At 72.6% G+C, this 25,869-nt stretch carries 15 protein-coding genes; 4 read left to right on the forward strand and 11 right to left on the reverse strand.

Annotation, left to right across the window (positions count from 1 at the left end; genetic code table 11):
* Window positions 1-1,825 (reverse strand): ATP-dependent helicase (locus ACWEKM_RS38935; RefSeq protein WP_451626020.1); only part of this gene is annotated, 1,825 nt, incomplete at its 3' end.
* A 238-nt stretch (window positions 1,826-2,063) separates the two neighbouring features.
* On the opposite strand from ACWEKM_RS38935, the gene ACWEKM_RS38940 reads away from it, so the two are divergent.
* Window positions 2,064-2,321 (forward strand): mycoredoxin, encoded by a 258-nt coding sequence (locus ACWEKM_RS38940; RefSeq protein WP_451626021.1) that lies wholly within the window; start codon window positions 2,064-2,066, stop codon window positions 2,319-2,321.
* A gap of 192 nt (window positions 2,322-2,513) precedes the next feature.
* On the opposite strand, the gene nudC is transcribed toward ACWEKM_RS38940, so the two are convergent.
* From nudC to ACWEKM_RS38965, 5 genes are all read right to left on the reverse strand, one after another.
* Window positions 2,514-3,458 (reverse strand): NAD(+) diphosphatase, encoded by a 945-nt coding sequence (gene nudC / locus ACWEKM_RS38945; protein WP_451626022.1) that lies wholly within the window; start codon window positions 3,456-3,458, stop codon window positions 2,514-2,516.
* Window positions 3,459-3,611: 153 nt separating this feature from the next.
* Complete coding sequence (locus ACWEKM_RS38950) at window positions 3,612-5,015, reverse strand: dipeptidase (RefSeq protein ID WP_451626023.1); 1,404 nt, start codon at window positions 5,013-5,015, stop codon at window positions 3,612-3,614.
* 10 nt (window positions 5,016-5,025) lie between these two features.
* Window positions 5,026-8,574 (reverse strand): UvrD-helicase domain-containing protein, encoded by a 3,549-nt coding sequence (locus tag ACWEKM_RS38955; protein WP_451626024.1) that lies wholly within the window; start codon window positions 8,572-8,574, stop codon window positions 5,026-5,028.
* A 207-nt stretch (window positions 8,575-8,781) separates the two neighbouring features.
* Window positions 8,782-12,279 (reverse strand): ATP-dependent helicase, encoded by a 3,498-nt coding sequence (locus ACWEKM_RS38960; RefSeq protein WP_451626025.1) that lies wholly within the window; start codon window positions 12,277-12,279, stop codon window positions 8,782-8,784.
* A 254-nt stretch (window positions 12,280-12,533) separates the two neighbouring features.
* Complete coding sequence (locus ACWEKM_RS38965) at window positions 12,534-12,923, reverse strand: MGMT family protein (RefSeq protein ID WP_451626026.1); 390 nt, start codon at window positions 12,921-12,923, stop codon at window positions 12,534-12,536.
* 186 nt (window positions 12,924-13,109) lie between these two features.
* On the opposite strand from ACWEKM_RS38965, the gene ACWEKM_RS38970 reads away from it, so the two are divergent.
* The 3 genes from ACWEKM_RS38970 (at window position 13,110) to ACWEKM_RS38980 (ending at window position 19,212) form a co-directional block, all read left to right on the forward strand.
* Window positions 13,110-15,851, forward strand: a complete 2,742-nt coding sequence (locus ACWEKM_RS38970; RefSeq protein WP_451626027.1) for a lysylphosphatidylglycerol synthase domain-containing protein — start codon at window positions 13,110-13,112, stop codon at window positions 15,849-15,851.
* A 101-nt stretch (window positions 15,852-15,952) separates the two neighbouring features.
* Entirely contained in the window at window positions 15,953-17,488 is a 1,536-nt protein-coding gene (locus ACWEKM_RS38975) for an alpha/beta hydrolase (protein WP_451626028.1), read from the forward strand.
* 206 nt (window positions 17,489-17,694) lie between these two features.
* Window positions 17,695-19,212 (forward strand): alpha/beta hydrolase, encoded by a 1,518-nt coding sequence (locus ACWEKM_RS38980; RefSeq protein ID WP_451626034.1) that lies wholly within the window; start codon window positions 17,695-17,697, stop codon window positions 19,210-19,212.
* A gap of 98 nt (window positions 19,213-19,310) precedes the next feature.
* On the opposite strand, the gene moeZ is transcribed toward ACWEKM_RS38980, so the two are convergent.
* The 5 genes from moeZ to pelF all read right to left on the reverse strand — a co-directional run bounded on the left by moeZ (window position 19,311) and on the right by pelF (window position 25,762).
* On the reverse strand, window positions 19,311-20,489 hold the full coding sequence (moeZ, locus tag ACWEKM_RS38985; protein WP_451626029.1) for an adenylyltransferase/sulfurtransferase MoeZ: 1,179 nt from the start codon (window positions 20,487-20,489) through the stop codon (window positions 19,311-19,313).
* Window positions 20,490-20,552: 63 nt separating this feature from the next.
* Window positions 20,553-21,296, reverse strand: coding sequence for a spherulation-specific family 4 protein (locus ACWEKM_RS38990; RefSeq protein ID WP_451626030.1), 744 nt, complete (start codon window positions 21,294-21,296; stop codon window positions 20,553-20,555).
* Window positions 21,284-22,243: an NAD-dependent epimerase/dehydratase family protein gene (locus tag ACWEKM_RS38995; protein WP_451626031.1), complete on the reverse strand. Its 960-nt coding sequence runs from the start codon at window positions 22,241-22,243 to the stop codon at window positions 21,284-21,286. The genes ACWEKM_RS38990 and ACWEKM_RS38995 overlap by 13 nt, the downstream gene beginning before the upstream one ends.
* Before the next feature lie 139 nt (window positions 22,244-22,382).
* The gene (locus tag ACWEKM_RS39000) at window positions 22,383-23,804 is read right to left on the reverse strand and encodes a hypothetical protein (RefSeq protein ID WP_451626032.1); all 1,422 of its coding nucleotides are present in this window, start codon (window positions 23,802-23,804) and stop codon (window positions 22,383-22,385) included.
* Between the two features lie 272 nt (window positions 23,805-24,076).
* The gene (pelF, locus tag ACWEKM_RS39005; protein WP_451626033.1) at window positions 24,077-25,762 is read right to left on the reverse strand and encodes a GT4 family glycosyltransferase PelF; all 1,686 of its coding nucleotides are present in this window, start codon (window positions 25,760-25,762) and stop codon (window positions 24,077-24,079) included.
* Between the last annotated feature and the right edge of the window lie 107 nt (window positions 25,763-25,869).

A 25,869-nucleotide genomic window follows, 5' to 3' on the forward strand; every position in this document is an offset into this window, starting at 1 on the left:
CCCGGCCCCGCTCGATGCCGCCCGAGGCACCGCCGGCCGAATGCCCGACCGTGCCCGTGGAACCGGGCCGCAGACCGTCGAGGAAGCGGCTCGGCCGACGGCTCGGCCGGCCGCCCGGGGACCGGGCGAGGGACCAGGAGACATACAGCCGCTCCCGGGCGCGGGTCACACCGACATAGAGGAGTCGGCGTTCCTCCTCGATCTGCTCGTCGGTCTTCGCGTAGGTGATCGGCACCATCCCCTCGGCGACGCCGACCAGGAAGACGACGTCCCACTCCAGGCCCTTGGCCGAATGCAGCGAAGCGAGGGTGACGCCCTGGACGGTGGGGGCATGCTGGGCGTTCGCCCGTTCGTCGAGTTCCGCCACGAAGTCGCCCAGGGTGGCACCGACCCGGGCCGCCGCGAAGTCCTGCGCCAGGCCGACCAGGGCCGCCAGTGATTCCCAGCGCTCCCGGACCGCCCCCGAGCCGGCCGGCGGCTCGGTGGTCCAGCCCTCCCCCGACAGAACCGCGCGCACCTGGGAGGGCAGGTCCACGACATCGTCCAACAGCGCGTCGTTGCCGCCGAAACGGGCCGCACCGCGCAGGGCAATGCCCGCCTTGCGCACCTCGGGGCGGTCGAAGAACCGCTCGGCGCCGCGCAGCTGGTAGGGCACCCCGACATCGGCGAGGGCCTGCTCGTAGGTCTCGGACTGGGAGTTGGTTCGGAACAGGACCGCGATCTCGGCGGCCGGGACACCGGCGTCGATGAGTTCGCGGATGCGGCGGGCGGCGCCCTCGGCCTCGGCGGGCTCGTCCACGTACTCCGTGTAGCCGGGCTCGGGGCCCGCGGCGCGTTGGGAGACCAGCTCCAGGCGGTGGTCGGCGGCCCGCCCGTGGGCCTGGGCGAGCAGCCCGTTGGCGAGATGGACGACCTGGGGGGTGGAGCGGTAGTCGCGGACCAGTTTGACGACGGTGGCGCCCGGGTGGCGGATGCGGAAGTCGAGGAGGTGATCGGGTGTCGCGCCGGTGAAGGAGTAGATCGTCTGGCTGGCGTCGCCGACGACGCACAGACTGTCCCGGTCGCCCAGCCACAGCTCCAGCAGCCGCTGTTGAAGAGGGCTGACGTCCTGGTACTCGTCGACGACGAAGTGCTGGTACTGGGCGCGGACCTGCTCGGTGATGTCGTGCCGGTCCTGGAGGATCGCGACCGTCAGCAGCAGGACGTCCTCGAAGTCGATGACCGAGCGGCTGCGTTTGAGGTCCTCGTACACCGAGTAGAGCTGAGCGATCTCGGCCGCGTCACGGGGGGTCTCCCGGCCGGCCTTCGCGGCGGCGAGCGGATAGTCGGCGGGGACGGTCTGGGTGACCTTGGACCACTCGATCTCGGCGGTGGCGTCACGCAGTTCGCCGCGGTCGAGGCGGATGCGGCAGGCGGCGGCCGCGTCCGCGACGAGCTGGATCTTGCGGTCGACGAGCCGGGGCATGCCGCCGCCGACCGCCTTCGGCCAGAAGTACTGGAGTTGGCGGAGCGCGGCAGAGTGAAAGGTGCGGGCCTGGACCCCCTGGGCGCCGAGCTGACGCAGTCGGCCGCGCATCTCGCCGGCGGCGCGGTTGGTGAAGGTGACGGCGAGCACGCTGGACGGCTGGAGGATGCCCGCACGCACGCCATAGGCGATGCGATGGGTGATCGCCCGCGTTTTACCCGTACCGGCCCCGGCCAGCACGCACACCGGGCCGTGCAGGGCGGTGGCCACTTCGCGCTGCTCGGGGTCGAGCCCTTCGAGCACCGCGTCGGCCGAGTCCGGTACGTGCGGGAAGAGGGTGGAGTGCGTTGCTGCTGTCACACGGCCATGCTGTCAGGTCGCCCGGGACGGCTGTGACGGTTGTCCACAGGCAGGCCCTTGCAGTCGTACTAATGCGGCGGGCGTGCCACAGGCGTCTCGCTCCTGCGGCAGGTGTCGCGCCTGGTCCGTTACCCCCGGCTCCCCTACCCCCGGCTCCCCCGGCGGGGAATGGCGGGCCGGTGACGTGCGTTCCCGCACAGGACGACCTTCCCCGAGCTGCCAGAGGAGCGCGAGCGAGATGCAGGGCACTGTGACGATGTACAGCACGACGTGGTGCGGATACTGCCGTCGGCTGAAGAGCCAGATGGACCGGGAAGGCATCGCGTACACCGAGATCAACATCGAGCAGGACCCCGAGTCGGCCGCGTTCGTGGAGAAGGCGAACGGCGGCAACCAGACCGTGCCGACGGTTCGGGTGGTTTCCGCCGACGGCGGCGCCGAGGCCGTCATGACGAACCCGAGTCTCGCCCAGGTGAAGCAGGCCCTCACCGCCTGACCTTCGCACCACCACACGACCCCCGACGGCAGCAACGGCTGATCGGGGGTTTTGTGTGCCGTGTGTACTCCTTTCCTGGCGTACTCCTTTCCTGCTCTGGAACGCCGGGGATCCTGACCTTGCTGTCCGCGGGTCACCTGGGGGAAGTCGTAGGAGAGGACACCGGCCCCGAGCGGCCGCCGTCGCCGGTCCTCAGACGAAGCTGCGGGTCGGCAGCGGCTTGCCGTACCAGAGTTCGATGAGGCGGGCGGCGATGGAAATGCCGTACGGCGACTGCACCTCGCCGGACTCGAAGGCGGCCCGCAGCTCTTCCCGGGAGAACCAGCGGGCCTCGTGGATCTCGTCGCCGTCGACCTCGATGTCGGTCGTGGTGGCGTGTGCCATGAAACCCAGCATGAGGCTGGACGGGAACGGCCAGGGCTGACTGGCGACATACTCGACCCGGCCGACGGTGACGCCGGCCTCCTCGAAGACTTCGCGGCGCACCGACTGCTCGATGGACTCGCCGGGCTCGACGAACCCGGCGAGCGTCGAGAAGCGGCCCTCGGGCCAGTGCACCTGGCGGCCGAGCAGGATGCGGTCCTCGTCGTCGGTGACCGCCATGATCACGGCGGGGTCGGTGCGCGGGTAGTGCTCGGCTCCGCAGGCCGGGCAGCGGCGGATGTGTCCGGCGGCGGCGATGACCGTGCGCTCCCCGCAGCGGGAGCAGAAACGGTGGGTCCGCTGCCAGTTCTCCAGGCCGACCGCGTGCACCATCAGACCCGCGTCACGCGGCGGCAGGAGCAGGCCGGCCTCCCGCAGCCCGGCCGGGCGGGCGGACTGGTCGATGCGGCCGGGCAGGGAGTCCTTCTGGAGGGCGAAGTAGCTGACGCCTTCGTCGTCGGTGCCCAGGAAGTAGCGGTGCGCCTCGGTGAGGGGGGCCTCGAAGGACGGGGTCATGACGAGTTCGGTACGGCCGTCCGCCGTCTCGTCGATGAGGACCTGGCCGCCGGAGACCACGAAGCAGCGGGTCGTGGGGTGGCTCCACGCCGCCGCGAGCCATGCCTCGTCGAGCCGGTGGTGGGCGGCGCGGTCGATGCCGCTGGGGGCGGTGAGCGAGATGGGTCGGTCGGCGGTCTGGTCGGTCCAGGTGGTCACGAGTGCTTCCAACTCCCCCGGTGAAACGGTCGGGCTCGGCGGGCGGTCGGCGGGACGTAGGGCAGGAGGGAAACCGGGTCGGGCAGGCGCGGGACGGGCGGGGCGGTCCTTCCAGTGTGCCGCGCGGGCGGTGCCGCCCTGTCCGGCACCGGATCAGGGCACATGGCGCCAGTTCCGCGCGAGGTCGCCCCACAGGTGGGCGCTGATCTCGACGCCCTTGAGCAGCAGGTCCAGCTCGACCTTCTCGTTCGGGGCGTGCCAGCCGTCGGAGGGGACTGAGATGCCCAGGAACAGGACCGGGGCGCCGAGGACCTCCTGGAGGTCGGCGGCCGGTCCGGAGCCGCCCTCGCGCGTGAAGCGGACGGGTTTGTCGAAGGCGCGGCCCATGGCGCGGACTACGGACCGCAGCGCGGGGTGGTCCAGCGGAGTCAGGCACGGGCGCGTGGCGGCGCCGAAGTCGATCTCGCAGCGGATCCCGGCGGGCACCTGGTCGGCGGCCCAGGCGCGGACCGCCTTCTCGATGTGGTCGGGGTCCTGGCCCGCGACCATCCGGAAGGAGAGCTTCACCATCGCCGAGGCCGGGATGATCGTCTTGCTGCCGGGGCCCTGGTAGCCGCCGCCGATCCCGTTGACCTCGGCGGTGGGGCGGGCCCAGATGCGTTCCAGGGTGGTGTGTCCGGCCTCGCCGTGCGCGGCGTACGACTTGGCGGTGCGCAGCCACTCCCCCTCGTCGAAGGGCAGTTCGGCGAAGAGTTCCCGTTCGCGATCGGTGAGTTCGACGATGCCGTCGTAGAAACCGGGGATCGCCACGCGCGCGTGCTCGTCGTGCAGGGCGGCCACGAGGCGGGCGGCGACGGTGGCCGGGTTGGGCACGGCGCCGCCGAAGGAGCCGGAGTGGATGTCCTGGTCGGGGCCGTACAGGCGGATCTCGCACTCGGCGAGGCCGCGCATGCCGGTGCACACGGTGGGGGTGTCCGCGGACCACATGCCGGTGTCGGAGACGATCACGGCGTCGGCGGCGAGCCGTCCGGCGTGCTCCTGGACGAGGGCTCCGAAGTGCGGGGAGCCGGACTCCTCCTCGCCCTCGATCAGCAGTTTGAGGTGGACGGCGGGGGCGGTGCGGCCGGTGGCGGCAAGGTGGGCGCGGACGCCGAGTGTGTGGAAGAACACCTGGCCCTTGTCGTCGGCGGCCCCGCGCGCGTAGAGGCGGCCGTCCCGGACGACGGGCTCGAAGGGGTCGCTGTCCCAGCCGTCCTCGAGGGCGGCGGGCTGGACGTCGTGGTGGCCGTAGACGAGGACGGTGGGTGCCTCGGGGTCGTCGGCGGGCCACTCGGCGAAGACGGCCGGGGCGCCCGGGGTCTCCCAGACCTCGGTGGTCGGGAAGCCGGTCTCCGCCAGTTTGGCGGCGAGCCAGTCGGCGCTGCGTCGTACGTCGGGCGCGTGGTCGGGCTGGGCCGACACGGAGGGGATGCGCAGCCATTCGGCGAGGTCGTCGAGGAAGGCGGAGCGATGCTGCTCGATGTACGTGCGGACGGCGCTGTCCGGGGTCTGGCTCATGCCATCGAGCCTATCGGCCCGCACCGGCATCCTGATCGGGCGGTTCGTCACACCGGGGCTCCCCGGTGACCAGTCTTTCGAGCCCTGCCCGGTCCGGCAGACCGTCCGGTCGTACGACCTCGCCGCTGCGTACGTACAGGAAGGCGGCGGTGACGGATTCGGGCGGTACGCCCTGCTGCTCGGCCCAGGCGATCCGGTACACCGCGAGCTGGAGCGGGTCGGCGGTGCGCCCGCGGCCGGTCTTCCAGTCGACGATCTCGTACGTCTCCGTGGCGCCGTCGCCGTGCTTGTAGACGGCGTCGATCCGGCCGCGCACGAGGCGGCCGGCGAGGGCGAGTTGGACGGGGACCTCGACGCGGTAGGGCGTGCGGTGTGCGTACTCGGTGCGTTCGAAGGCGTCCTTGAGGGCTTCGAGGTCGCGTTCGTCGGCGATCTCGGCCTCGGTGCCGGGCAGTTCCTCCGGTTCCAGCATGGGCAGCGTCAACTCTTCGTAGCGGGCCTCTACCCAGGCGTGGAACCGGGTGCCTCGACGCGCGGCCGGTTGCGGAGGGCGTGGCATGGGGCGTGCGAGTTCCTGTGCGAGCCCGTCGGGGTCGGCGGCGAGGCGCAACAGCTGGGTCGCGGTCAGCGTGGCCGGCAGGGTGACGTCCGTCACGGTCTCCCGTGCGCGCAGCAGCTCTCCGGTGAGCGCGTCGAGGTCCCGGTCCCAGGAGGCGACGGTGCGGGCTTCCTCGGGGGTGAGGGGGGTGGGCCCGGGCTCCGTGGGGTGAGGGCGGGCGGGCGCCGGCGGGGCGGATGCGCCGGCCTGGTGCGGGACCGTCGGACGGTCGGTGGCCCACGAGTCCCAACCGGCCGGGCCCTCCGCGAACGGGGGCTCGTCCTCGTAGGGAGCAGACGGGGTCTCGTCCTCGTGGGGAGCGAACGGGGTCTCGTCCTCATGAGGGGTGGGGGGAGGCTCGGTGTCGAGGGGTGCGTCGTCGTCGGGCGGTGGGGGCCAGTCCGGTTCGTCGTGGTTGTCCGGGTCGTGGACGGCCGCCGGGTGGCCGTCCGTGTCGGAGGGGAGGCCGTCCAGGTGGGCGAGGACCGTCTCGGCGGCGGCCCGGCGAAGGGCCAGGGCGTCGGCGTCCAGGGGCAGCGGCCAGGCCCGGTCGACGGTCGCCTGGTCCAGTGCCGGGTTCTCCTCGCCCTCCCCGGGTTCGTCCGCCCACGCCTCGATCTCGCCGTGTCCGGCGGCGCAGTGGTCGTGCAGCGCCCGCAGGAAGTCGGAGGGGCCGCGGGGTTTCTTCTGGGCGGGGCCCCACCAGTGGCCGGATCCGAGGAGCAGGGATCGGGGGCGGGTGAAGGTGACGTAGCCGAGGCGGAGTTCCTCGGTGTGCTGGTGGTCCTTCATGGCCTCGTGGAAGGTCTTCATGCCCCGCGAGTCCCAGGTGGTGAGATCGGGCAGGGTGTCGGCGTCGCCGCGCAGCCCGTGCGGCAGCACCTTGGCCTGCGAGGTCCACTTCTCCCGGCCCTGGGTGCTGGGGAAGGTGCCGGTGACCAGGCCGGGGACGGCGACGACGTCCCATTCCAGGCCCTTGGACCTGTGGGCGGTGAGCACCTTGACGGTGTTCTCGCCGCCGGGGAGGGCGTTGTCGAGGCCCTTCTCGTACTGGGCGGCGGTGCGCAGGAAGCCCAGGAAGGCGAGCAGCGTGGCCTCGCTCTCGTTGGCGGCGAAGGAGGCGGCAACGTCCAGGAAGTTCGACAGGGTCTCGCGGCGGCGGGCCGCCAGGGCGTGCGGCGACGCGGACAGTTCCACTTCGAGGCCGGTGACGGCGAGGACGCGGTGCAGGACGTCCATCAGCGGGTCGGCCAGGGAGCGCCGCAGGTCCCGCAGTTCGGCGGCGAGGCGGGCGAAGCGCACGCGCGCGCCAGTGGAGAAGGGCAGCCCGTCGTCGGCGCCGTCCGCGTCCATGGGGGAGTCCAGGAACGTGTCGAGGGCGTCCGCGAGCGATATCACCTCGGACGGGTCGACCCCCTCGACGGCCTCGGCGAGCCTGCGGTCGGGGTCGTCGGCGGCGCCCACGCGCGCGTGGGACACCAGGAGACGGGCGCGCCGCCCCAGCAGGGCGAGGTCGCGGGCACCGATGCGCCAGCGGGGGCCGGTCAGCAGGCGGACCAGGGAGGCGTTGGCGCCGGGGTCCTGGAGTACTTCGCAGACGGCGACGAGATCGGCGACCTCGGGCAGGTGCAGCAACCCGGACAGGCCGACCACCTCGACGGGGATGTCGCGGGCGACGAGCGCGCCCTGGATCTCCGCGAAGTCGGTCGCCGTACGGCACAGGACGGCGATCTCGCCGGGTGCCTTCCCGGTGTGCACCTGGTGGGCGACGGAGTCGGCGATCCAGGCGATCTCCTCCGCGTGGGTGCGCAGCAGGGCGCAGCGGACCGCGCCGTCGCGCTCGGCTCCGGGGGCCGGGCGCAGGGCCTCCACGCCCGCGTGCATCGCGCGCAGGGGTTCGGCGAGGCCGTTGGCGAGGTCGAGGAGACGGCCGCCGCTGCGGCGGTTCTCGCTGAGTGCCCGGCGAGTGGCGGGGCGGCCGTCGGCGTGTGCGAAGTGCTCGGGGAAGTCGTCGAGGTTGGCGACGGAGGCGCCGCGCCAGCCGTAGATCGCCTGGCAGGGGTCGCCGACGGCGGTCACGGGGTGGCCGGTGCCGCCGCCGAACAGACCGGCCAGAAGGACGCGTTGGGCGACCGAGGTGTCCTGGTACTCGTCGAGGAGCACCACGCGGAACTCCTCGCGCAGTGCGCGGCCGACGTCGGGAATCTCGGCGAGGGCGGCGGACAGGGCGATCTGGTCGCCGAAGTCGAGCAGGTCGCGGTCGCGCTTCGCGGTCCGGTAGCGCAGCACCAGGTCGGCGAGTTCGCGGCGTGCCGCGGCCGTCTCGGGGACCTTGCGCAGATCGGCGTTGGTGAGTTTGGCGCCCTCCAGGGTGCGCAGCAGGTCGGTGTCCCAGGTGCGCAGGTCCTCGGGGCGTACGAGGTGTTCGGCGAGTTCGGCGTCGAGCGCGAGCAGGTCGCTGACCAGGTCGGCGAAGGAGCGGGTGAGCGCCGGGTAGAGCCCTGGGGCCTCGCGCAGCACGCGCGCGGCGAGTTGGTAGCGGGTGGCGTCGGCGAGCAGCCGGGACGTCGGTTCCAGCCCGATGCGCAGGCCGTGGTCGGTCAGCAGGCGGCCCGCGAAGGCGTGGTACGTGGAGATGACCGGCTCGCCCGGAGGGTTGTCCGGGTCGATGGTGTCGGGGTCGGTGACGCCGGCCTTGACGAGCGCCTTGCGGACGCGCTCGGCGAGTTCCCCGGCGGCCTTGTTGGTGAAGGTCAGGCCGAGGACCTGTTCGGGGGCGACCTGGCCGGTGCCGACCAGCCAGACCACACGGGCCGCCATGACCGTGGTCTTGCCCGACCCGGCCCCGGCCACGATCACCTGCGGGGCGGGCGGCGCGGTGACGCAGGCCGTCTGCTCCGGGGTGAACGGGATGCCGAGCAACTCCTTGAGCTGCTCGGGGTCGGTGATACGGGCGGGCATGTCGCAGAGGCTAGCGGCGGGCACTGACAACCGGTGCCGGATCCGGCTGCCGGGGCCGATCGGGCCGCCGGGGCGGAGGGGGCGCGGGTCGGCACGGGCAGGCACGGATCGGCACGGGCAGGCACAGGCAGGCGCGGGGCGGCCCGGCCGGCGCGGTGGGTCGCAGCGGTGGTCACGACGGAACGTCGCGGCGGCAGCCGGCGCGGGTCACTCGACCACGTGCCGACCTTCGGGCCGTGCGCTGCAGGACGCCCGGAACGCGCAGTGGGTGCAGTGCTGGCCCGTGGTCGGCGTGAACCGCTCGTCGAGCACCTTCCCGGCGGCGGTGGCGAGCAGTTCGCCGATCCACTCGCCCTCCAGGGGGGCCTGGGCCTGCACCTTGGGCAGGCTGTCGCCGCCGTCCCGTTTGGGGGCGCCCTGCCTGAGATGGACGAGTTCGGCGCCGCCGGGTTCGGGGCGCGTCCCGTCGAACGCGTCGTCGACGGCGCCCTCGCGAACGGCCAGCTGGTAGACGGCCAGCTGGGGATGGCGGTCCACCTCGGCCGCGCTGGGCGCCTGTTTGCCGGTCTTGAAGTCGACGACGTACGCGCGTCCGTCGCCGTCGGTCTCCACGCGGTCCATCTGGCCGCGGACGCGCACCTCGTAGTTGCCCGCTTCCAGGGTGACGTCGAAGTCGTGCTCGCTGGTCACCGGCTTGCGTCCCGCCCGGGCTCCGTTGGAGTCGACGTGCCATGTCAGAAAGCGTTCGAGTGCCACGCGCGCGTTCTCCTTCTCCTGCGCCGACTTCCAGGGCGCGTCGAAGGCGAGCGCGTTCCACACCGACTCCAGGCGCTCCATGAGGACGGAGAGGTCGGCGGGGGTGCGTCCGGAGGCGACCTCGTCGGCGAGGACGTGCACGACGTTGCCGAAGCCCTGGGCGGCGGTGGCGGGTGCGTCGGCCTTCACCTCGCGGCCCAGGAACCACTGGAGGGCGCAGGTGTTGGCGAGTTGGTCGAGGGCGCTGCCGGACAGCACGACGGGCTGGTCGTGGTTGCGCAGCGGCACCTTGCTCTCGGTCGGCTCGAACATGCCCCACCAGCGGTCCGGGTGCGCCGACGGGACGAGGGGGCGGCCTTCCTCGTCGCCGAGCGCGGCGAGCCGGGCCAGGCGGCGGGCGGCGGCCTCGCGCAGTCCGGCGGACGCGCGCGGGTCGACCGTGGTGGCGCGCAGTTCGGCGACCAACGCGGCCACCGACAGCGGACGGCGCGGGCGGCCGGTGACGTCCTCGGGGGTGACGCCCAGCTCGGTGAGGAATCGGGAGGGCTGGTCGCCGTCGTCCGCGGGCGCCTTCACCGCGGTCACGACGAGGCGTTCACGCGCACGCGTGGCGGCCACGTAGAACAGGCGGCGTTCCTCGGCGAGCAGCGCCCCCGGGGTGAGCGGTTCGGCGAGCCCGTCGCGGCCGATGCGGTCGGCCTCCAGGAGGGAGCCGCGGCGGCGCAGGTCCGGCCACAGACCTTCCTGGACACCGGCCACGACGACCACGCGCCACTCCAGGCCCTTGGCACGGTGGACGGTCATCAGCCGGACCGCGTCCGGGCGGACGGCGCGACCGGCGAGCGTGTTCGCGGCGATGTCCTCGGCTTCGATCTCCTCCAGGAAGTTGAGGGCGCCGCGGCCTCCGGTGCGCTCCTCCGCCCGCGCGGCGGTGGCGAACAGGGCGCACACGGCGTCGAGGTCGCGGTCGGCGTTGCGGCCGGCCGCGCCGCCGCGGCGGGCGGTCCGTGCCAGGCGGCCGGGCCATGGTGTGCTCTCCCACAGGTCCCACAGCGCCTCCTCGGTGGTGCCGCCGCCCGCGAGGCGCTCCCGGGCCTTCCGCAGCAGCGCGCCGAGGCGCTGGGCTCCCCGGGCGTACGCCGGGTCGTGCGCGACCAGCCGTTCGGGTTCGGCGAGCGCCCGCGCGAGCAGCACGTCCGAGGGCGGCGGCAGCGGGTTGCCCGCCGTCCTCTCCTCCTCGCGCAGGGCCCGGCCGAGTCGGCGCAGATCGGCGGTGTCCATGCCGGCGAGCGGTGAGGCGAGCAGGGTCAGCGCGGTCTCGGTGTCGAGCCAGGAGGTGTCTTCCTGGGCAAGCTCGGCGGTGTCCGACCCGGAGGGCCGCGCCGCAGAGGCCCGCTCCCCGGAGGGCTCCACTCGGGGCTCCTCCCCCGGAACCTCCTGGTCGCGGACCTCGTCGTCGGAGGGCTCCACGTCCTCTGAGGGCTCCACGTCCTCTGAGGGCACCTCGTCGGAGGGCTCATCGTCCTCCCGGACGATCCCTTCGGCCGGCCGCGCCGCCTCGGCCGTGGCCACCGCCCGGAGCGCCGTCAACAGCGGTGCCACCGCCGGTTCATGGCGCAGCGGCAGGTCGTCGCCGTCGATGTCGAGGGGCACACCGGCCGAGGTGAGGGCCCGTCGGACGGTGGGAATGGTGCGGGATCCGGCGCGCACCAGCACCGCCATCTCGTTCCAGGGGACGCCGTCCTCCAGGTGCGCCCTGCGGAGGATGTCGGCGACGTTGTCCAGTTCGGTGCCGGCCGTGGGGTACGTGTAGACCTCGACGCGGCCTGTATCGCGTACCGGGGCGAGTTCGCGGTGGGCGCGCACCTTGTCGGCCGGGAGGCGGGTCAGGGGCATGCGGTGGGTCAGCAGCCGGGTCGCGGTCAGCAGGGCGGCCCCGGAGCGGCGCGAGGTCCGCAGCACCTCGACGGGGGCCGGACGGCCGTCCGCGCGCGGGAAGGCCGCCGGGAAGTCCAGGATGCCATTGACGTCGGCGCCCCGGAACGCGTAGATCGACTGGTCGGGGTCGCCGAAGGCGACCAGGGTGCGGCCGCCGCCGGCGAGGGCGTGCAGCAGGCGTACCTGGGCCGGGTCGGTGTCCTGGTACTCGTCGACGTACACGGCGTCGTACCGGGCCGCGAGGCGGGCGGCGACCTCGGGGCGGTCGGCCAGCAGCACCGCGCGGTGGACGAGTTCCGCGTAGTCGAGGACGCCCTGAAGGTCGAGCACGTCGAGGTATTCGGCGAGGAACGCCGCGGCGGCCCGCCAGTCGGGGCGGCCGATGCGCCGCGCGAAGGCGTCCAGGGTGGCGGGGCCGAGGCCCAGTTCCCGGCTGCGGGCGAGGACGGCACGGACCTCGTCGGCGAAGCCTCGGGTGGTCAGGCAGGCGCGTAGTTCGTCCGGCCAGCGCACATGGGCGAGGCCGAGCCGCTCCAGGTCCGGCTGGCCCGCGAGCAGTTCGCGGACGGTCACGTCCTGCTCGGGGCCGGAGAGCAGCCGCAGCGGCTCCACGAACAGGTCGCTGTCCTGGTGGGCGCGGACCAGGGCGTAGGAGTACGAGTGGAAGGTGGTCGCCCGGGGCGCGCGGGCCGCGCCCACACGCCGGGCCATGCGGTCGCACAGTTCGATCGCGGCCCTGCGGCTGAAGGTCAACACCAGGATCCGCTCGGGGTCCGCGCCGCGGGCGATCCGCGCGGCCACGGACTCCACCAGCGTGGTGGTCTTGCCGGTGCCCGGACCCGCGAGGACCAGCAGTGGTCCGGGGCTGTGGTCAACCACCGCGCGCTGGGCGGCGTCCAGACGAGGGGGATCCGGCTCGGCCGGCGGGGTGCGCACCAGCCGGTAAGCGCCACGGCTCCCCTGCCGCGCCTCAAGGTACGGCAGGTGTCTGGTGGTGGAGGAGGAGCTCACGTGGTTCGCCGGTCCTGGTGCTCGTACTCGTCTGGCTGCCCCTCGTCGAGGGCGGTGGCCACGGGGTGAGGGGGACACGCGCCGCAGACGCTACGCCGACGCGAGGTACGGAAGCAGGGCTTCCGCTTCTTCCCACGCGCTTCTCGCGACACACGCGCCCCACACCTCACGAACGTACGGCATGTCACGGACGTCCCCCGTGTCCCCCGTACGGGCCACGGGTTCCCCCAACGGGCCCTCGATGGCGGAAGCTGTCAGGTGTGACCCTGTCCGCTCTCGCCGCCGTCCCACCTGGCCCGTCTCATGTCGAGCCGCGGCAGGTGGCCCTCGGCGGCCCTGCCCGCCTCCTTCAGCGGGGTGCCCTCCGCGCGGTAGTGACCGAGCGCGCGCGGTTCGTGACCTGGGAGCAGTACGCCGTCGGCCCGCACGACGCGCCACCACGGCACGGCTCCCCCGTAGAGGGCCATCACCCGGCCGACCTGGCGCGGGCCGCCCTCCTCCAGCCACTCGGCGACGTCTCCGTACGTCATGACCCGCCCGGGTGGGATCCGTTCGGCGACGTCGAGGACCCGCTCGGCGTACTCCGGCAGCGCATCCGCGCGCCCCTCGGCGCGCGCCTCCTCCGGAAGGCTCTCCTGGCTCATTCGCCCCATCCTGCCCCACCCCACCGACAACCCGACGCGGGCGGCGCGATGCCCGCCCCTCGCCCTCCGGCAGCATTTCCGGCACACTGTGCGACCCCGCAGGTGCACCCTGATGACCCTGAGTGTCGGAGGGTCATGCCACCATCGTGCGGGCGGTGACCGGTGATACGAGACCAAGAAGAGACGATGAAGCAGCAGGGCGTGCACGCCGAGGGCGCGGAGAGCACCTCCGGCGCCGGGGCACGCCCGGACGCCGCCGGGACACACGGCACCAGCCCCGCCGAGGAGGAGAACGGCACGGAGGCCATGCGCCTCGCCGATTGCCCGGACGAGGCGCACATCGACGCGGTCGAGGGCGACGAACCGCTGCTCCCCGCGCGCGTGCACCGTCCCTCCGACCTGATGCGTCTCCTGGTGGGCGTGCTGGCGATCGCCGTGCTCCTGGCCATCGCCGCCTTCGCCCACGGCACCACCTCGGGCCTGGAACAGGACATCAACAAGGGCACCGGCCAGGCACCCGATCTACTGATCAAGATCGCGGGTCTGGCGTCGAGCATCGCGATCCTCCTGGTGCCTGTCGCGTTCGCGATCGAGCGGCTGATCAAACGGGACGGACTGCGCATCGCCGACGGCGTCCTGGCGGCGGTCCTCGCGCACGGGGTGACGCTCGCCACCGACCTGTGGGTCGCCAGGGCCGCTCCGGGCTCGATCCAGGAAGCCCTCACCCAGCCCTCCCCGGGAAACATCCACGCGCTGACCGACCCGGTGCACGGTTATCTGGCCCCCGTCATCGCGTATATGACGGCCGTCGGCATGTCCCGCAGACCGCGCTGGCGCGCCGTGCTGTGGATCGTGCTGCTGCTCGACGCGTTCTCCATGCTCGTCACCGGCTACACGACACCGTTCTCGATCATCCTGACGGTGCTGATCGGCTGGACCGTCGCCTACGGCACGCTGTACGCGGTCGGCTCCCCCAACGTCCGCCCCACCGGGCGGACGCTGATGGCGGGCTTGCGCCACGTCGGCTTCCACCCGGTGTCCGCCGCCCGCGAGGAGGCCGCGGACACCGAGAACGGCGACCGTGGACGGCGCTACTTCGTGACCCTGGAGGACGGGCCGCCCCTGGACGTCACCGTGGTCGACCGGGAGCAGCAGGCACAGGGCTTCTTCTACCGGGCGTGGCGCAATCTGACCCTGCGCGGCTTCGCCACCCGCTCCAGCCTCCAGTCGCTGCGCCAGGCGCTGGAGCAGGAGGCGCTGCTGGCGTACGCCGCCATCGCGGCCGGCGCCAACGCGCCCAAGCTGATCGCGACGTCCGAGCTGGGACCGGACGCGGTCATGCTCGTCTACGAGCACAGCGGCGGGCGCACGCTCGACTCGCTGGCCGACGAGGAGATCACCGACGAGCTGCTGCGCCACACCTGGCACCAGGTGCAGGCATTGCAATCGCGACGCATCGCGCATCGCAGGCTCGCGGGCGACGCAATCCTGGTGGATCGTTCCGGCACGGTGATCCTCACCGATCTGCGCGGCGGCGAGATCGCGGCCGGAGATTTGCTGCTGCGCATGGATGTCGCCCAGCTGGTGACCACGCTCGGACTGCGGGTGGGCGCCGAGCGGGCGGTGGCCTCCGCGGTGGGCGTCCTCGGCCCCGACGCGGTCGCCGACTGTCTGCCGATGCTCCAGCCGATCGCCCTGACCCGCTCCACGCGCGCGACGCTGCGCAAACTGGCCCGTGAACGGGCGCAGCGCGAGCGCGAGGCGGTCCTGGATGCCTCCCGGCAGGCCAAGCAGGCCCGTCTGGAAGAGGCCGCGGAAGACATCAGGCCCGCCCTGGAAAAGCCCGACAAGAAGACGGTGCGCGCCGAGCAGCGGGCCGAGAAGCGGGCCATCGACGAGGCCCTGGAGGAGGCCCGCGAAGACGATCTGCTCACCCAGATCCGGCACGAGGTGCTGCGGATCAGGCCGCAGGCCCCCGTGGAACCGGCCCGGCTGGAGCGGGTCCGTCCGCGCACGCTGATCAGCTTCATCGCGGGCGCCATCGGCGCGTACTACCTGCTCACACAGCTCACACACATCGAGTTCGGCACCCTGTTCGCACAGGCCCAGTGGGGCTGGGTCATCGCGGCGGTGCTGTTCTCGGCGCTCAGTTACGTCGCCGCCGCGATGGCGCTCCTGGGCTTCGTGCCCGAGCGTGTGCCGTTCCTGCGGACCGTGGCGGCCCAGGTCGCCGGGTCGTTCGTGAAGATCGTGGCGCCGGCCGCGGTCGGCGGTGTGGCCCTCAACACACGTTTTCTGCAGCGCTCCGGCGTGCGCCCCGGACTCGCGGTGGCGAGTGTCGGCGCGTCCCAGTTGTTCGGGCTGGGCTGCCACGTCCTGATGCTGCTGTCCTTCGGCTATCTGACCGGCACCGAGAAGACCCCGTCGCTGTCCCCGTCCCGCACGGTCATCGCCGGCCTGCTGACGGTGGCGGTGCTCGTCCTCGTGGTGACCTCGGTGCCGTTCCTGCGGAAATTCGTCGTCACGCGCGTGAGGTCGCTGTTCGCGGGCGTCGTGCCGCGCATGCTCGACGTGCTGCAGCGCCCGCAGAAGCTGGTCACGGGCATCGGCGGCATGCTGCTGCTCACCGCCTGCTTCGTGATGTGCCTGGACGCCTCGATTCGCGCGTTCGGCGACGAGTCGACGTCGCTCAGCATCGCCAGCGTCGCCGTCGTCTTCCTGGCCGGCAACGCCCTCGGGTCCGCGGCACCGACTCCGGGCGGCGTGGGCGCCGTGGAGGCCACGCTGACCGTCGGTCTGATCGCCGTCGGGCTCCCCAAGGAGGTCGCCGCACCGGCCGTGCTGCTGTTCCGCCTGCTCACGCTGTGGCTACCGGTGTTGCCGGGCTGGCTGGCCTTCAACCATCTCTCACGCCGGGGCTCCCTCTAAGGCCCCAGAACGCCGGAACTCGGCCTGGCCAGGAGGGCGGCCCGTACCTCGTACGGCCCGCGCCCCGAGCGCCCCGGCGTGCGCGACCCCAGGATGGGATCATGAGCCCCTCCCGGATCCGCGCCGCCCTGGCCGCCGCCGTCCTGCTGCCCTCCCTGCTCGTGGCCTGCGGCGACGGCTCGAAGGCCGGGGATCTGACGACCCAGAACCTGGACTGGAAGGACTGCCCGGCCCCCTCCGAGGCAGAGGGCGGCGGCAACGCCCCCTCACCGCTGCCGGGCGGCGGCTCCTGGCAGTGCGCCACCCTGGAGGCTCCTCTGGACTGGAGCAACCCGAAGGGCGACACCATCGGGCTCGCGCTCATCCGGGTCAGGGCGAGCGGTGACCCGGCCAAGCGGATCGGCTCGCTCCTGTTCAACTTCGGCGGGCCGGGCGGCAGCGGTGTCACCACGCTGCCCGCCTTCAGCGCGGACTACGAGAAGCTGCGCACACGCTACGACCTGGTGAGCTTCGACCCGCGCGGCGTCGGCCGCAGCGCCCCCGTCGAGTGCAAGAGCGACGCACAGCTCGATGAGTACTTCCAGCAGGACGCGACGCCCGACGACGCCGCCGAGCGTGCCCAGCTCGTGAACCGGACCAAGGGGTTCAACGCGGCCTGCGAGAAGAACTCCAAGAAGGTCCTGCCTCATGTGCGCACCACCGACGCCGCCCGCGACTTGGACCTGATGCGCCAGGTCCTCGGCGACACCAAGCTGCACTACTTCGGCATCTCCTACGGCACCGAACTCGGCGGCGTCTACGCCCACCTGTTCCCCAAGACGGTGGGACGGGTCGTCTTCGACGGGGTCGTCGACCCCACCAAGACCCCCGAGCAGAGCGCGCTGGGGCAGGCCAAGGGCTTCCAGCTCGCGCTCGGCAACTTCGCCGACGACTGCACCTCGAAGGTCACCGAGTGTCCGATCGGTGACACCCCGCAGGACGTCAAGAACCGCATCGCCAAACTCCTCGCCGACCTCGACAAGAAGCCGATCCCGGGCATCTTCCCGCGCCGACTCACCCAGACCGCCGCCACCAACGGCATCGCGCAGTCCCTGTACTCCAAGGACTTCTGGGAGTACCTCACCGAGGGTCTGCAGGAGGCGTACGACGGCGACGGCAGAATCCTGATGGTGCTGTCCGACTCGATGAACGGCCGCAACGAGAACGGCGAGTACAGCAACCTCACCGCCGCGAACGTGGCCATCAACTGCGCCGACGAGAAGCAGCGTTACACGGTCGGCCACATCCAGCAGAAGCTGCCCGAGTTCCGCGCCGCCTCCCCGCAGTTCGGGGACTTCCTGGCCTGGGGCATGATCAGCTGCACCAACTGGGCGGTGCCGGGCGCCGCCGAGCACCCCGACGTGAGCGCGCCCGGATCCGCGCCGATCGTCGTCGTGGGCAACACCGGCGACCCGGCGACCCCGTACGAGGGCGCGCGGAGGATGGCGGACGCGCTCGGCAAGGGCGTCGGCGTCCAGCTGACGTACAAGGGGCAGGGACACGGCGCGTACGACAGCAAGAACCCGTGCGTGCAGAACGCCGTGAACGGCTATCTGCTGGACGGGAAGGTGCCGACGGCCGGCACGGTCTGCACCTGACACACCCTCACAGTCGATTCCTGACACCCCCTCACACTCGATTAAATCGCAGGTCAGAGCGTTATCCACAGGCTGCCACGGGTCTGACTCGATCCGCCTACTATGGCCTGACCGCCCTCCGCGACCGACGTGCGGAGGGCTTGCGAGGGGGGGTGCACAAGGTGCGTTTCGTACGGTGGACGGCCGCGGTGGCGGCCGCGGTGCTGATGGCCGGATGCGGCGGCGGATCGTCCGACGGCAGCGGAGACGAAGGCGCGGGCGCGGGCGACGGGAAGGACAGGTCGGGGCGGTCATCGACGGCGCCGGCCGGCCCGTCCGCCGCCGCACTGCCCTCCTCACTCACCTCGCAAAAGCTCGACTGGGGCCGCTGCAAGGCCACCGCGGACTCCCCGGCGCCGAGCTCCGACTGGCGGTGCGCGACGCTCAAGGTGCCGCTGGACTGGGCGGAGCCGGACGGCCGGACGATCGGTGTCGCCCTGATCCGGGCGCGGGCCACCGGCGACGACCGTATCGGCTCGCTGCTCTTCAACTTCGGCGGCCCGGGCGGCTCGGGCGTCTCGATGATGCCGTACTACGCCACGACGGCCGCCAAGCTGCGCGAGCGGTACGACCTGGTGAGCTTCGACCCACGCGGGGTCGGGGCCAGTGAGGGCATCCGCTGCCGCGGCGACGGCGACATCGAGGCCGCGGAGACCGTGGACAACACCCCGGACACCCCGGCCGAGGAAAGGGCCTACTTCCAGGACGCCGCCGAATTCGGCAAGGGCTGCGCCCGCGCCGCCGGGACGCTGATGGCGCATGTCGCTACGACCGACACCGCCCGCGACATGGACCTGATGCGCCAGGTCCTCGGCGACACCAAGCTGCACTACTTCGGCATCTCCTACGGCACCGAACTCGGCGGCGTCTACACCCACCTGTTCCCCGAGAACGTGGGCCGGATGATCCTGGACGCGGTCGTCGACCCGACCGCCGACACGGTGGGGCACGCCAAGAACCAGGCTCTGGGCTTCCAGCGGGCCCTGGACGACTATCTGAAGTCCACCGGTCAGGACCCCGCGGAGGGATCCCGGAAGATCGCGGATCTGTTGGACGGGCTCGACGCCGAACCGCTCCCGGCCTCGTCCGGGCGCAGGCTCACCCAGTCGCTCGCGGTCACCGGGATCGCCCTGCCGCTGTACAGCAAGTCCCGCTGGCCGGAGCTGACCGAGGCACTGAAGGCAGCCGAGCAGGGCGACGGCTCACGGCTGCTGTCCCTCGCCGACGACTACAACGAGCGTGACTCCTCGGGGCGCTACGGCACGTCGTCCCATGCGCAACGGGTCATATCGTGCCTGGACGACAGGCAGCGGCCCACGCGGGAGGAGACGAAGAAGCTGCTGCCGGAGTTCGACGAGATCTCCCCGGTGTTCGGGAAGTTCCTGGGCTGGGACACGGCCGGCTGGTGCCACGACTGGCCGATGGCCGGGCAGTACGACACCCCGGAGGTCAGTGCGCCGGGTGCGGCGCCGATCCTGCTGGTCGGCAACACCGGCGACCCGGCGACGCCGTACGAGGGCGCCCGCAGGATGGCGGACGAGTTGGGCGAGGGCGTCGGTGTGGAGCTGACCTGGAAGGGCGAGGGTCACGGGGCATACGGCAGGGGGAGCGACTGCGTCGATACGACGGTGAACGCCTACTTGCTGCACGGGACGGTGCCGAAGGACGACAAGGTCTGCACGTAGCGGCCCACGGAGCGCGGGCCGCGGGCAGGCCGCGGGCAACGGAAAGGGACCCGGCACGCGCGATGCCGAGCCCCTCCGGAACCGGTGAAGGCGTACGCCTAGTAGACCGGCTTGTGCGGTTCGATCTGGTTCACCCAGCCGATCACACCGCCGCCGACGTGCACGGCGTCGGCGAAGCCGGCGGACTTCAGCACCGCGAGGACCTCCGCGCTGCGCACGCCCGTCTTGCAGTGCAGGACGATCTTCTTGTCCTGCGGGAGGCCCTCCAGGGCGGAGCCCATGAGGAACTCGTTCTTCGGGATCAGCCTGGCGCCCGGGATGGAGACGATCTCGTACTCGTTCGGCTCGCGGACGTCGATGATCTCGATGTTCTCGCCGTCGTCGATCCACTCCTTGAGCTGCTTGGGAGTGATCGTCGAGCCGGCGGCCGCCGCCTGGGCCTCCTCGGACACGACGCCGCAGAATGCCTCGTAGTCGATGAGTTCGGTGACGGTCGGGTTCTCGCCGCAGACCGCGCAGTCCGGGTCCTTGCGGACCTTGACCTGGCGGTACTGCATCTCCAGGGCGTCGTAGATCATCAGGCGGCCGACCAGCGGCTCGCCCGTACCGGTGAGGACCTTGATCGCCTCGGTGACCTGGATGGAGCCGATGGACGCGCACAGCACGCCGAGGACCCCGCCCTCGGCACAGGAGGGGACCATGCCGGGCGGCGGGGGCTCCGGGTAGAGGCAGCGGTAGCAGGGACCGTGCTCGGACCAGAACACCGACGCCTGGCCGTCGAAGCGGTAGATCGAACCCCACACGTACGGCTTGTTCAGCAGCACGCACGCGTCGTTGACCAGGTAGCGGGTCGCGAAGTTGTCCGTACCGTCGACGATCAGGTCGTACTGGCTGAAGATGTCCATCACGTTGTCGGCCTCGAGCCGCTCCTCGTGAAGGATCACGTTCACGTACGGGTTGATGCCCTTGACGCTGTCACGCGCCGACTCGGCCTTGGAGCGGCCGATGTCGGCCTGGCTGTGGATGATCTGGCGCTGCAGGTTCGACTCGTCGACCTCGTCGAACTCCACAATGCCGAGCGTGCCGACGCCCGCGGCGGCCAGGTACATCAGCGCCGGCGAGCCCAGGCCGCCGGCGCCCACACAGAGCACCTTGGCGTTCTTCAGCCGCTTCTGCCCGTCCATCCCGACATCAGGGATGATCAGGTGGCGGGAGTACCTGCGGACCTCGTCTACGGTGAGCTCAGAGGCTGGCTCGACCAGGGGTGGCAGCGACACGGGGACTCCGTTGGTCGGTCGATCACTACGTTTGTTCTCCCCGTAACACTGCCACGGCCTTTTTCATTCCGAGACACCCGTTCCGATCCGCGAGACGATGTCGTCCCAGTAGCCGGGCATCGTCTCCCAGGGGTCGATGTGGCCGCCGCGGTCGGTGCGATCCGTGAAGTAGATCGTCGCCGCGCCCTGCCAGCGGGCGATGCGCAGCGCCTCGTCGAGATGGCCGCGGGGCACGCCGTGCACGAAGTGGCAGAAACGGTCGGGCGGGTAGTCGGCGGTCCACTCGGCGGCCTGCGACCAGCGGTAGTCGGGCCAGGCGCCGCAGAAGGTGACCAGTTGGTCGGCGTTCTCGACGTAGCCCGGGTACGGGTGGGTGCCATGGCCGAGGACGATGTGGATGGTCTCGCCGAGGGTGCGGAGCGCGGTGACGGTGCGCCGTACGTCGGGCAGGTCGGCGCGCTCGGTCGGGCAGCGGTCCAGGAGGAAGCCGTCGACCTGATACCAGTCGCGGTAGTGGTGCGCGTCCGAGAGCAGGTCCGCGCGGGCGCCGTACTCGGTGTCCAGCCGGCCGAGGACGCGGACGCCTCCGTTGCGCAGTCGGCCCGCCGCCTCCAGGCAGTGCGGATCGGGGTGTGCGCCGGGGCCGTCCGCGACGTCGAGAACCACCCAGTGCAGGGGGGTGCCGGGACGGGTGAGTTCGGCCCATTCCGCGGGGGCGACGAGGGGGTGCGCATAGCCGGGGATGCCGAAGCCGGTACGCAGGCCGGTGTGGGCGATGCCGGCCGGGGTGCTGGTCAGATACGGCATGCGGCCTCCATCCAGATGTCCGCGAGGGATTCCTCAAGGTTGATCCGGGGGCGCCAGCCGAGCCGGTCGCGTGCCGTGCGGACATCTGCCTGCTGCCAGCTGCCGCAGCCGTCCGGGTACGGGTATGCGACGGGCGGCGCGTGGTCGGAGTCGGCGCGGGGGTGCCCGATGGCTGTGCGCAACGGGCCGGGAGGTCCGTCGAGTTCGTGCAGGGCGCCGCCGTACCCGGCGACGCGGGCGAGGACGGCGGCGGCGTCCCGGAGCCGGACGGCCCGGCCGGAGCCGATGTTGATGACGCCCTGCGCCGCGGAGAGCGAGGCCGCGTGCACGGCGCGGGCCACATCGCGTACGTCGACGAAGTCGCGCTGGGTGCCCAGGCCGCCGAGTTTCAGTTCGCCGTCGCCGGACTGCATGGCGCGGCGCAGGGCTTCGGCGAGCCGGCCGAGCGGCGAGCCGGCCGGGGTGCCGGGCCCGGCGGGCGAGAACACGCGCAGCACGACGGCGTCGAGGCCCGAGCCGAGGACCAGTTCGGTGGCGGCGAGCTTGCTGACGCCGTATGGGCCGCCGGGGCGGGGCACGGCGTCCTCGGCTGTGGAGGAGCCGGGCTGGCTGGGCCCGTACTCGGAGCCGCAGCCGAGCTGCACCAGACGGGCGCCGCAGCCGCTGCGGCGCAGGGCCTCGCAGACCGTGGCGACGGCGACGGTGTTGTGCCGGGTCAGTTCGCGGGCGCCGCCCCGGGTGGCGCCCGCGCAGTTGACCACGACACCGGGGTGGACCGCGTCCAGGAAGCGGGTGAGCGCGCCGGGGCTGCCGGTCGCGAGGTCGAAGCGGACGTCGGCGTCGTCGCCGCGGCCGAGCGCGGTGAGCTGGACGGCCGGGTCGGCGAGCAGGCGGTCGGCGACGAAGCGGCCGAGGTAGCCGTTGGCTCCGATCAGCAGGACCCTCATCGTTCGGCTCCCGGGGTGTGTGCTCCGGCTGCTCCGGTGGCTCCGGATGCTCCGGGTCGGGAGGTGGTCATCTGGTCGTCTCCTTCGAAGGGGTGATGCGGTCCCGGCCGTGGGTGGGGCCGGGCGCCTGCGAGTGGGTTCACGTCTGCTCCCCGGTCGGCGCGTGGGCCGAGGCCCGGGTCAGGGCGCGGTTCGCGTGGAGCAGCAGTGCGAGGGCGGCCGTCGCGCAGGCGAACACGGGGATGCCGCCCGGACCCCAGGCGTCCACCAGGGCCTCGACAGGGGTGGCCAGGAAGGCACAGCCGGGGAGGCGACCGGTGAGGACGAGGGCCGGCGCCAGTACCTCGGTGGTGGCCGCGGCGGCGAGGGCCAGGGCCGCGGAGTGCGGTAGGTGGTGGACGGTGAGGAGGCGGGCGAGCAGGAGGAGGGCACCGAGGGCGAGCGTCTCGGGATAGGCGGTGGGCTCGCGCAGCAGCACGCCGGAGAGGGCGGCCAGTGCGGCGAGTGCGCACAGGAAGAGGGCGAACGTGCCGAACAACAACGGCCGTACGGCGGCGGCGAACTCCGCCAGGCCGCGGCTGCCGTCGCGTCTGCGGCGCGCGTGCGTGGCGAAGAGATGGGCGCACCAGGCGGCCGGGGCGCAGGACAGGGTGAGGGCCAGGACGGGCGCGGCGGTCAGCGGCCAAGGGCCGTCCACGGTGCCGTTCGGCAGGTCGGCGGGACCGCCGGACAGGGCGGCACCGAGCAGGCCGTCGCCGAGGAGGGCGTATCCGAACAGCCACCAGGCTCCTGCGTGCGTCCGGCCTGCGGGGCGCCACGCGTGCGTGCCGGACGGCGTGCTCAGCGGGCCGCGGCGCAGTGCCACGCGGGCGCCGAGGGCCACGGCGAGAACGCCGGCGGCGGCGACCAGGAAGCGTGCGCGGCCGTGGGTGAGGTGCAGGCCCGCCAGGGTGAGCCCGGTCAGGGCGCCGGGCAGGAGGGCGCGCAGGGCCCAGTCGGTGCGTGCCCGGGCGGCCGGGGCGGTCACGGCAGACCGCGGGGGCTGGTCACCGTCGCGGGGTACGCGCGCATACATCTCCTCGGCGAGCGAGAAGACGTCGCGGTGGCGGAAGCGGGCGGCGGTGCGGTCGGTGATGCCGTGCGCTTCCAGCCCCGCGGCGATCTCCAGCGGGTCCACGGCCCGTTCGCACAGTGCGCGGTGCCGGTGCATCAGCGTCTTCACGGGGTCCGCGGCCCCGCGTCGCGTCGCGGACCCGCGCTTCGTGTCCGAACCCGCGCTGACCGCACCGATCGCGCCGCGGCCCCCGCCGACCGGTCTCTCACCGGTCAGGGCGCCGGTCTCGTCGCCGAATGTGGGGCTCTTCGCGTCGCCGAACGTGGGGCTCTCACCGGTGACATCGGCGGTGACATCGGCAGTGCCCGCCCTCGTCCCCGCGGTGGCGTCACCGGCCGTCGTGCGTCCGAAGGCGCCCGTCCGCGCCCGCATGACGTCCCCCGCATCCGTCACACCGGCTGCGCCGATCGCAACCGACGGGTCGGCCACATTCGACTCACCCGGCACGTCAGGTGTGTCTGTCGCGTCAGGTCTGCCTGTCGCGTCAGACACATCGGTCGCGTCAGACTCACCGGTCAGCTTCGGCTCATCCATCATGCTCGGCTCACCCGTCACGTTGGGCTCACCGATCACATTGGGCTCACCCGTCGCGCTGGGTTCGCTCGGCTCATCCGGTCCGTTCGGTCCGTTCGGTTCTCCGAAGAGCCAGCCCTCCGATCGGGCGTCCCAGGCGCCGGGGCTGGCGGGGGTTCCGGGGCGGTCCAGTTCGCCAAGGCCGCTCATCGGGCACCGTCCGTGACCGCCAGCGGGGTGGCCACCACCGGGTCGGTCGCGGTCGCGGCCCAGCCCGGGGCACCGCGGCCGAGGCCGCGGCTCGCCGGACCGGTCCAGCGGCCGGGGATGTGCGCCTCGGCCGGAACGGCGAACGGCAGGGGCTCGCCGGCGCCGTCCAGGACCACCCGCCGCACCGGGCAGCGCGAGAGGATCTCCAGGTAAATGCCGTGAAATGCCGTGATGTTCTGCTCGACGGTGAACAGTTCGAGCGCGCGGGCGCGGGCGGCCGCACCCAGGCACTCACGGCGCTCGGGGTCGCGCAGCAGCGCCACGCATGCCTCCGCGAGCGCCCGCGGATTGCGCGGGGGCACGACCAGGCCTGTGCCACCGATGACCTCCACCACCGCGCCGACGTCCGTGGACACCGTCGCACGTCCGCAGAGCATGCCTTCGACGAGGCCGATGGGGAAGCCCTCGACGACGCTGGACAGGACGACCACGGCGCCCGAGGCGTACGCGTCGGCCAGGGTCGGTGCCTCCGGGCCGCCGATCTCCTCGAAGGACACCGGATTGTCCCCGACGGCGTGCACGCCGTCCGCCTCGTCCGGGAAGAGCTGCGCGGCGAGCGCCCTGCAGTGACCGAGATAGGCCCGGCCCTCCGGGTCCGCCGGCCCGCCCACGATCCGCAGCCGGGCCTTGGGCCGCTCCCTGCGGACCTCCGCGAAGGCATGCAGCAGCGACACCAGGTCCTTGGCGGGCTCCACCCGGCCGACCCACACCAGCGTGTCCGCGTCGCCGCGCTCCTGGGACTCCCCGACCTCGGCGAAGCGGGACGCCGCCATGCCCGGGTAGACCGTGCGGATCTTGGCGCGGTCCGCGCCGCACCGCTCCTGCCAGCGGCGTACGTGCGTGTTGCCCGGGGTGACGAGCGCGGCTCGCGCGTAGATCTCGGTAGCGAGCCGACGGTGGAAGACGGCGAGCAGCGCCCGTACGGCGGGGGCCTCCGTCCCGGCGCCGGCGGCCAGGTAGTGCGAGCGCAGTTGCACGCCGTACTCGGTCACCAGGAGGGGCACGCCGGAGAAGTGGCGGGCGAGCAGTCCGGGCAGGGCGGCGGGACCCCCGGCCGTCGCATGGCACAGGTCGACGGAGCCGAGGCCCTCGTCCTCGTACCAGTCCAGGGAGAGGGGGCGCAGGGCGCGTTCGAGGTGCGCCGCGACGGTGAGGAGGTCGGGGACGCGGGCCTCGCGCGCCGTGCGCGGCGCGCCGTGCGCGCGGCAGGCGCGTTCCAGGGCGCGTACGGCGGTCTCGGAGCGGAGTGCGCCGACGAGTCCGCCCTCCTCGCGGGCCAGTTCCGCCAGCCCGTACAGGGCGCTGGCGAAACGGTCCGCCTGATCGTCGGAGCCGATACAGACGGCCCTGGCGAGATCCTCGTAGCACTCGGCGAAGCGCCGGCGCGTGCGCCGCGCATAGCCGACCCCATCGTCCTCGGCCGTCCACACCGGTGCCGTGCGTACACGGCTGACCTGCGGTGGGAGCGGGATCCAACCCTCGTCCTCCTGCTCCCTGCTGCGGCTGAGCGCGTAGATGTCGAACTGGTGCTGCTCAAGCCCGCGCACGAGCCGGTCGCACCAGAGTCTGGCGTCACCGCTCACATACGGGTAGCCACCCTCCGTAAGCAGTCCGATGCGCACGTGTGCACCCCCGATCTCCCTTTTGGGGAGCCGCCGTTGTCCCGGCGGCTCGCAGCGGGACGAACGTAAGCGGACAGGGCGGTGGTGCGACGGACGGTTGTCCGTCG

The organism is Streptomyces sp. NPDC004752, from assembly GCF_053601275.1.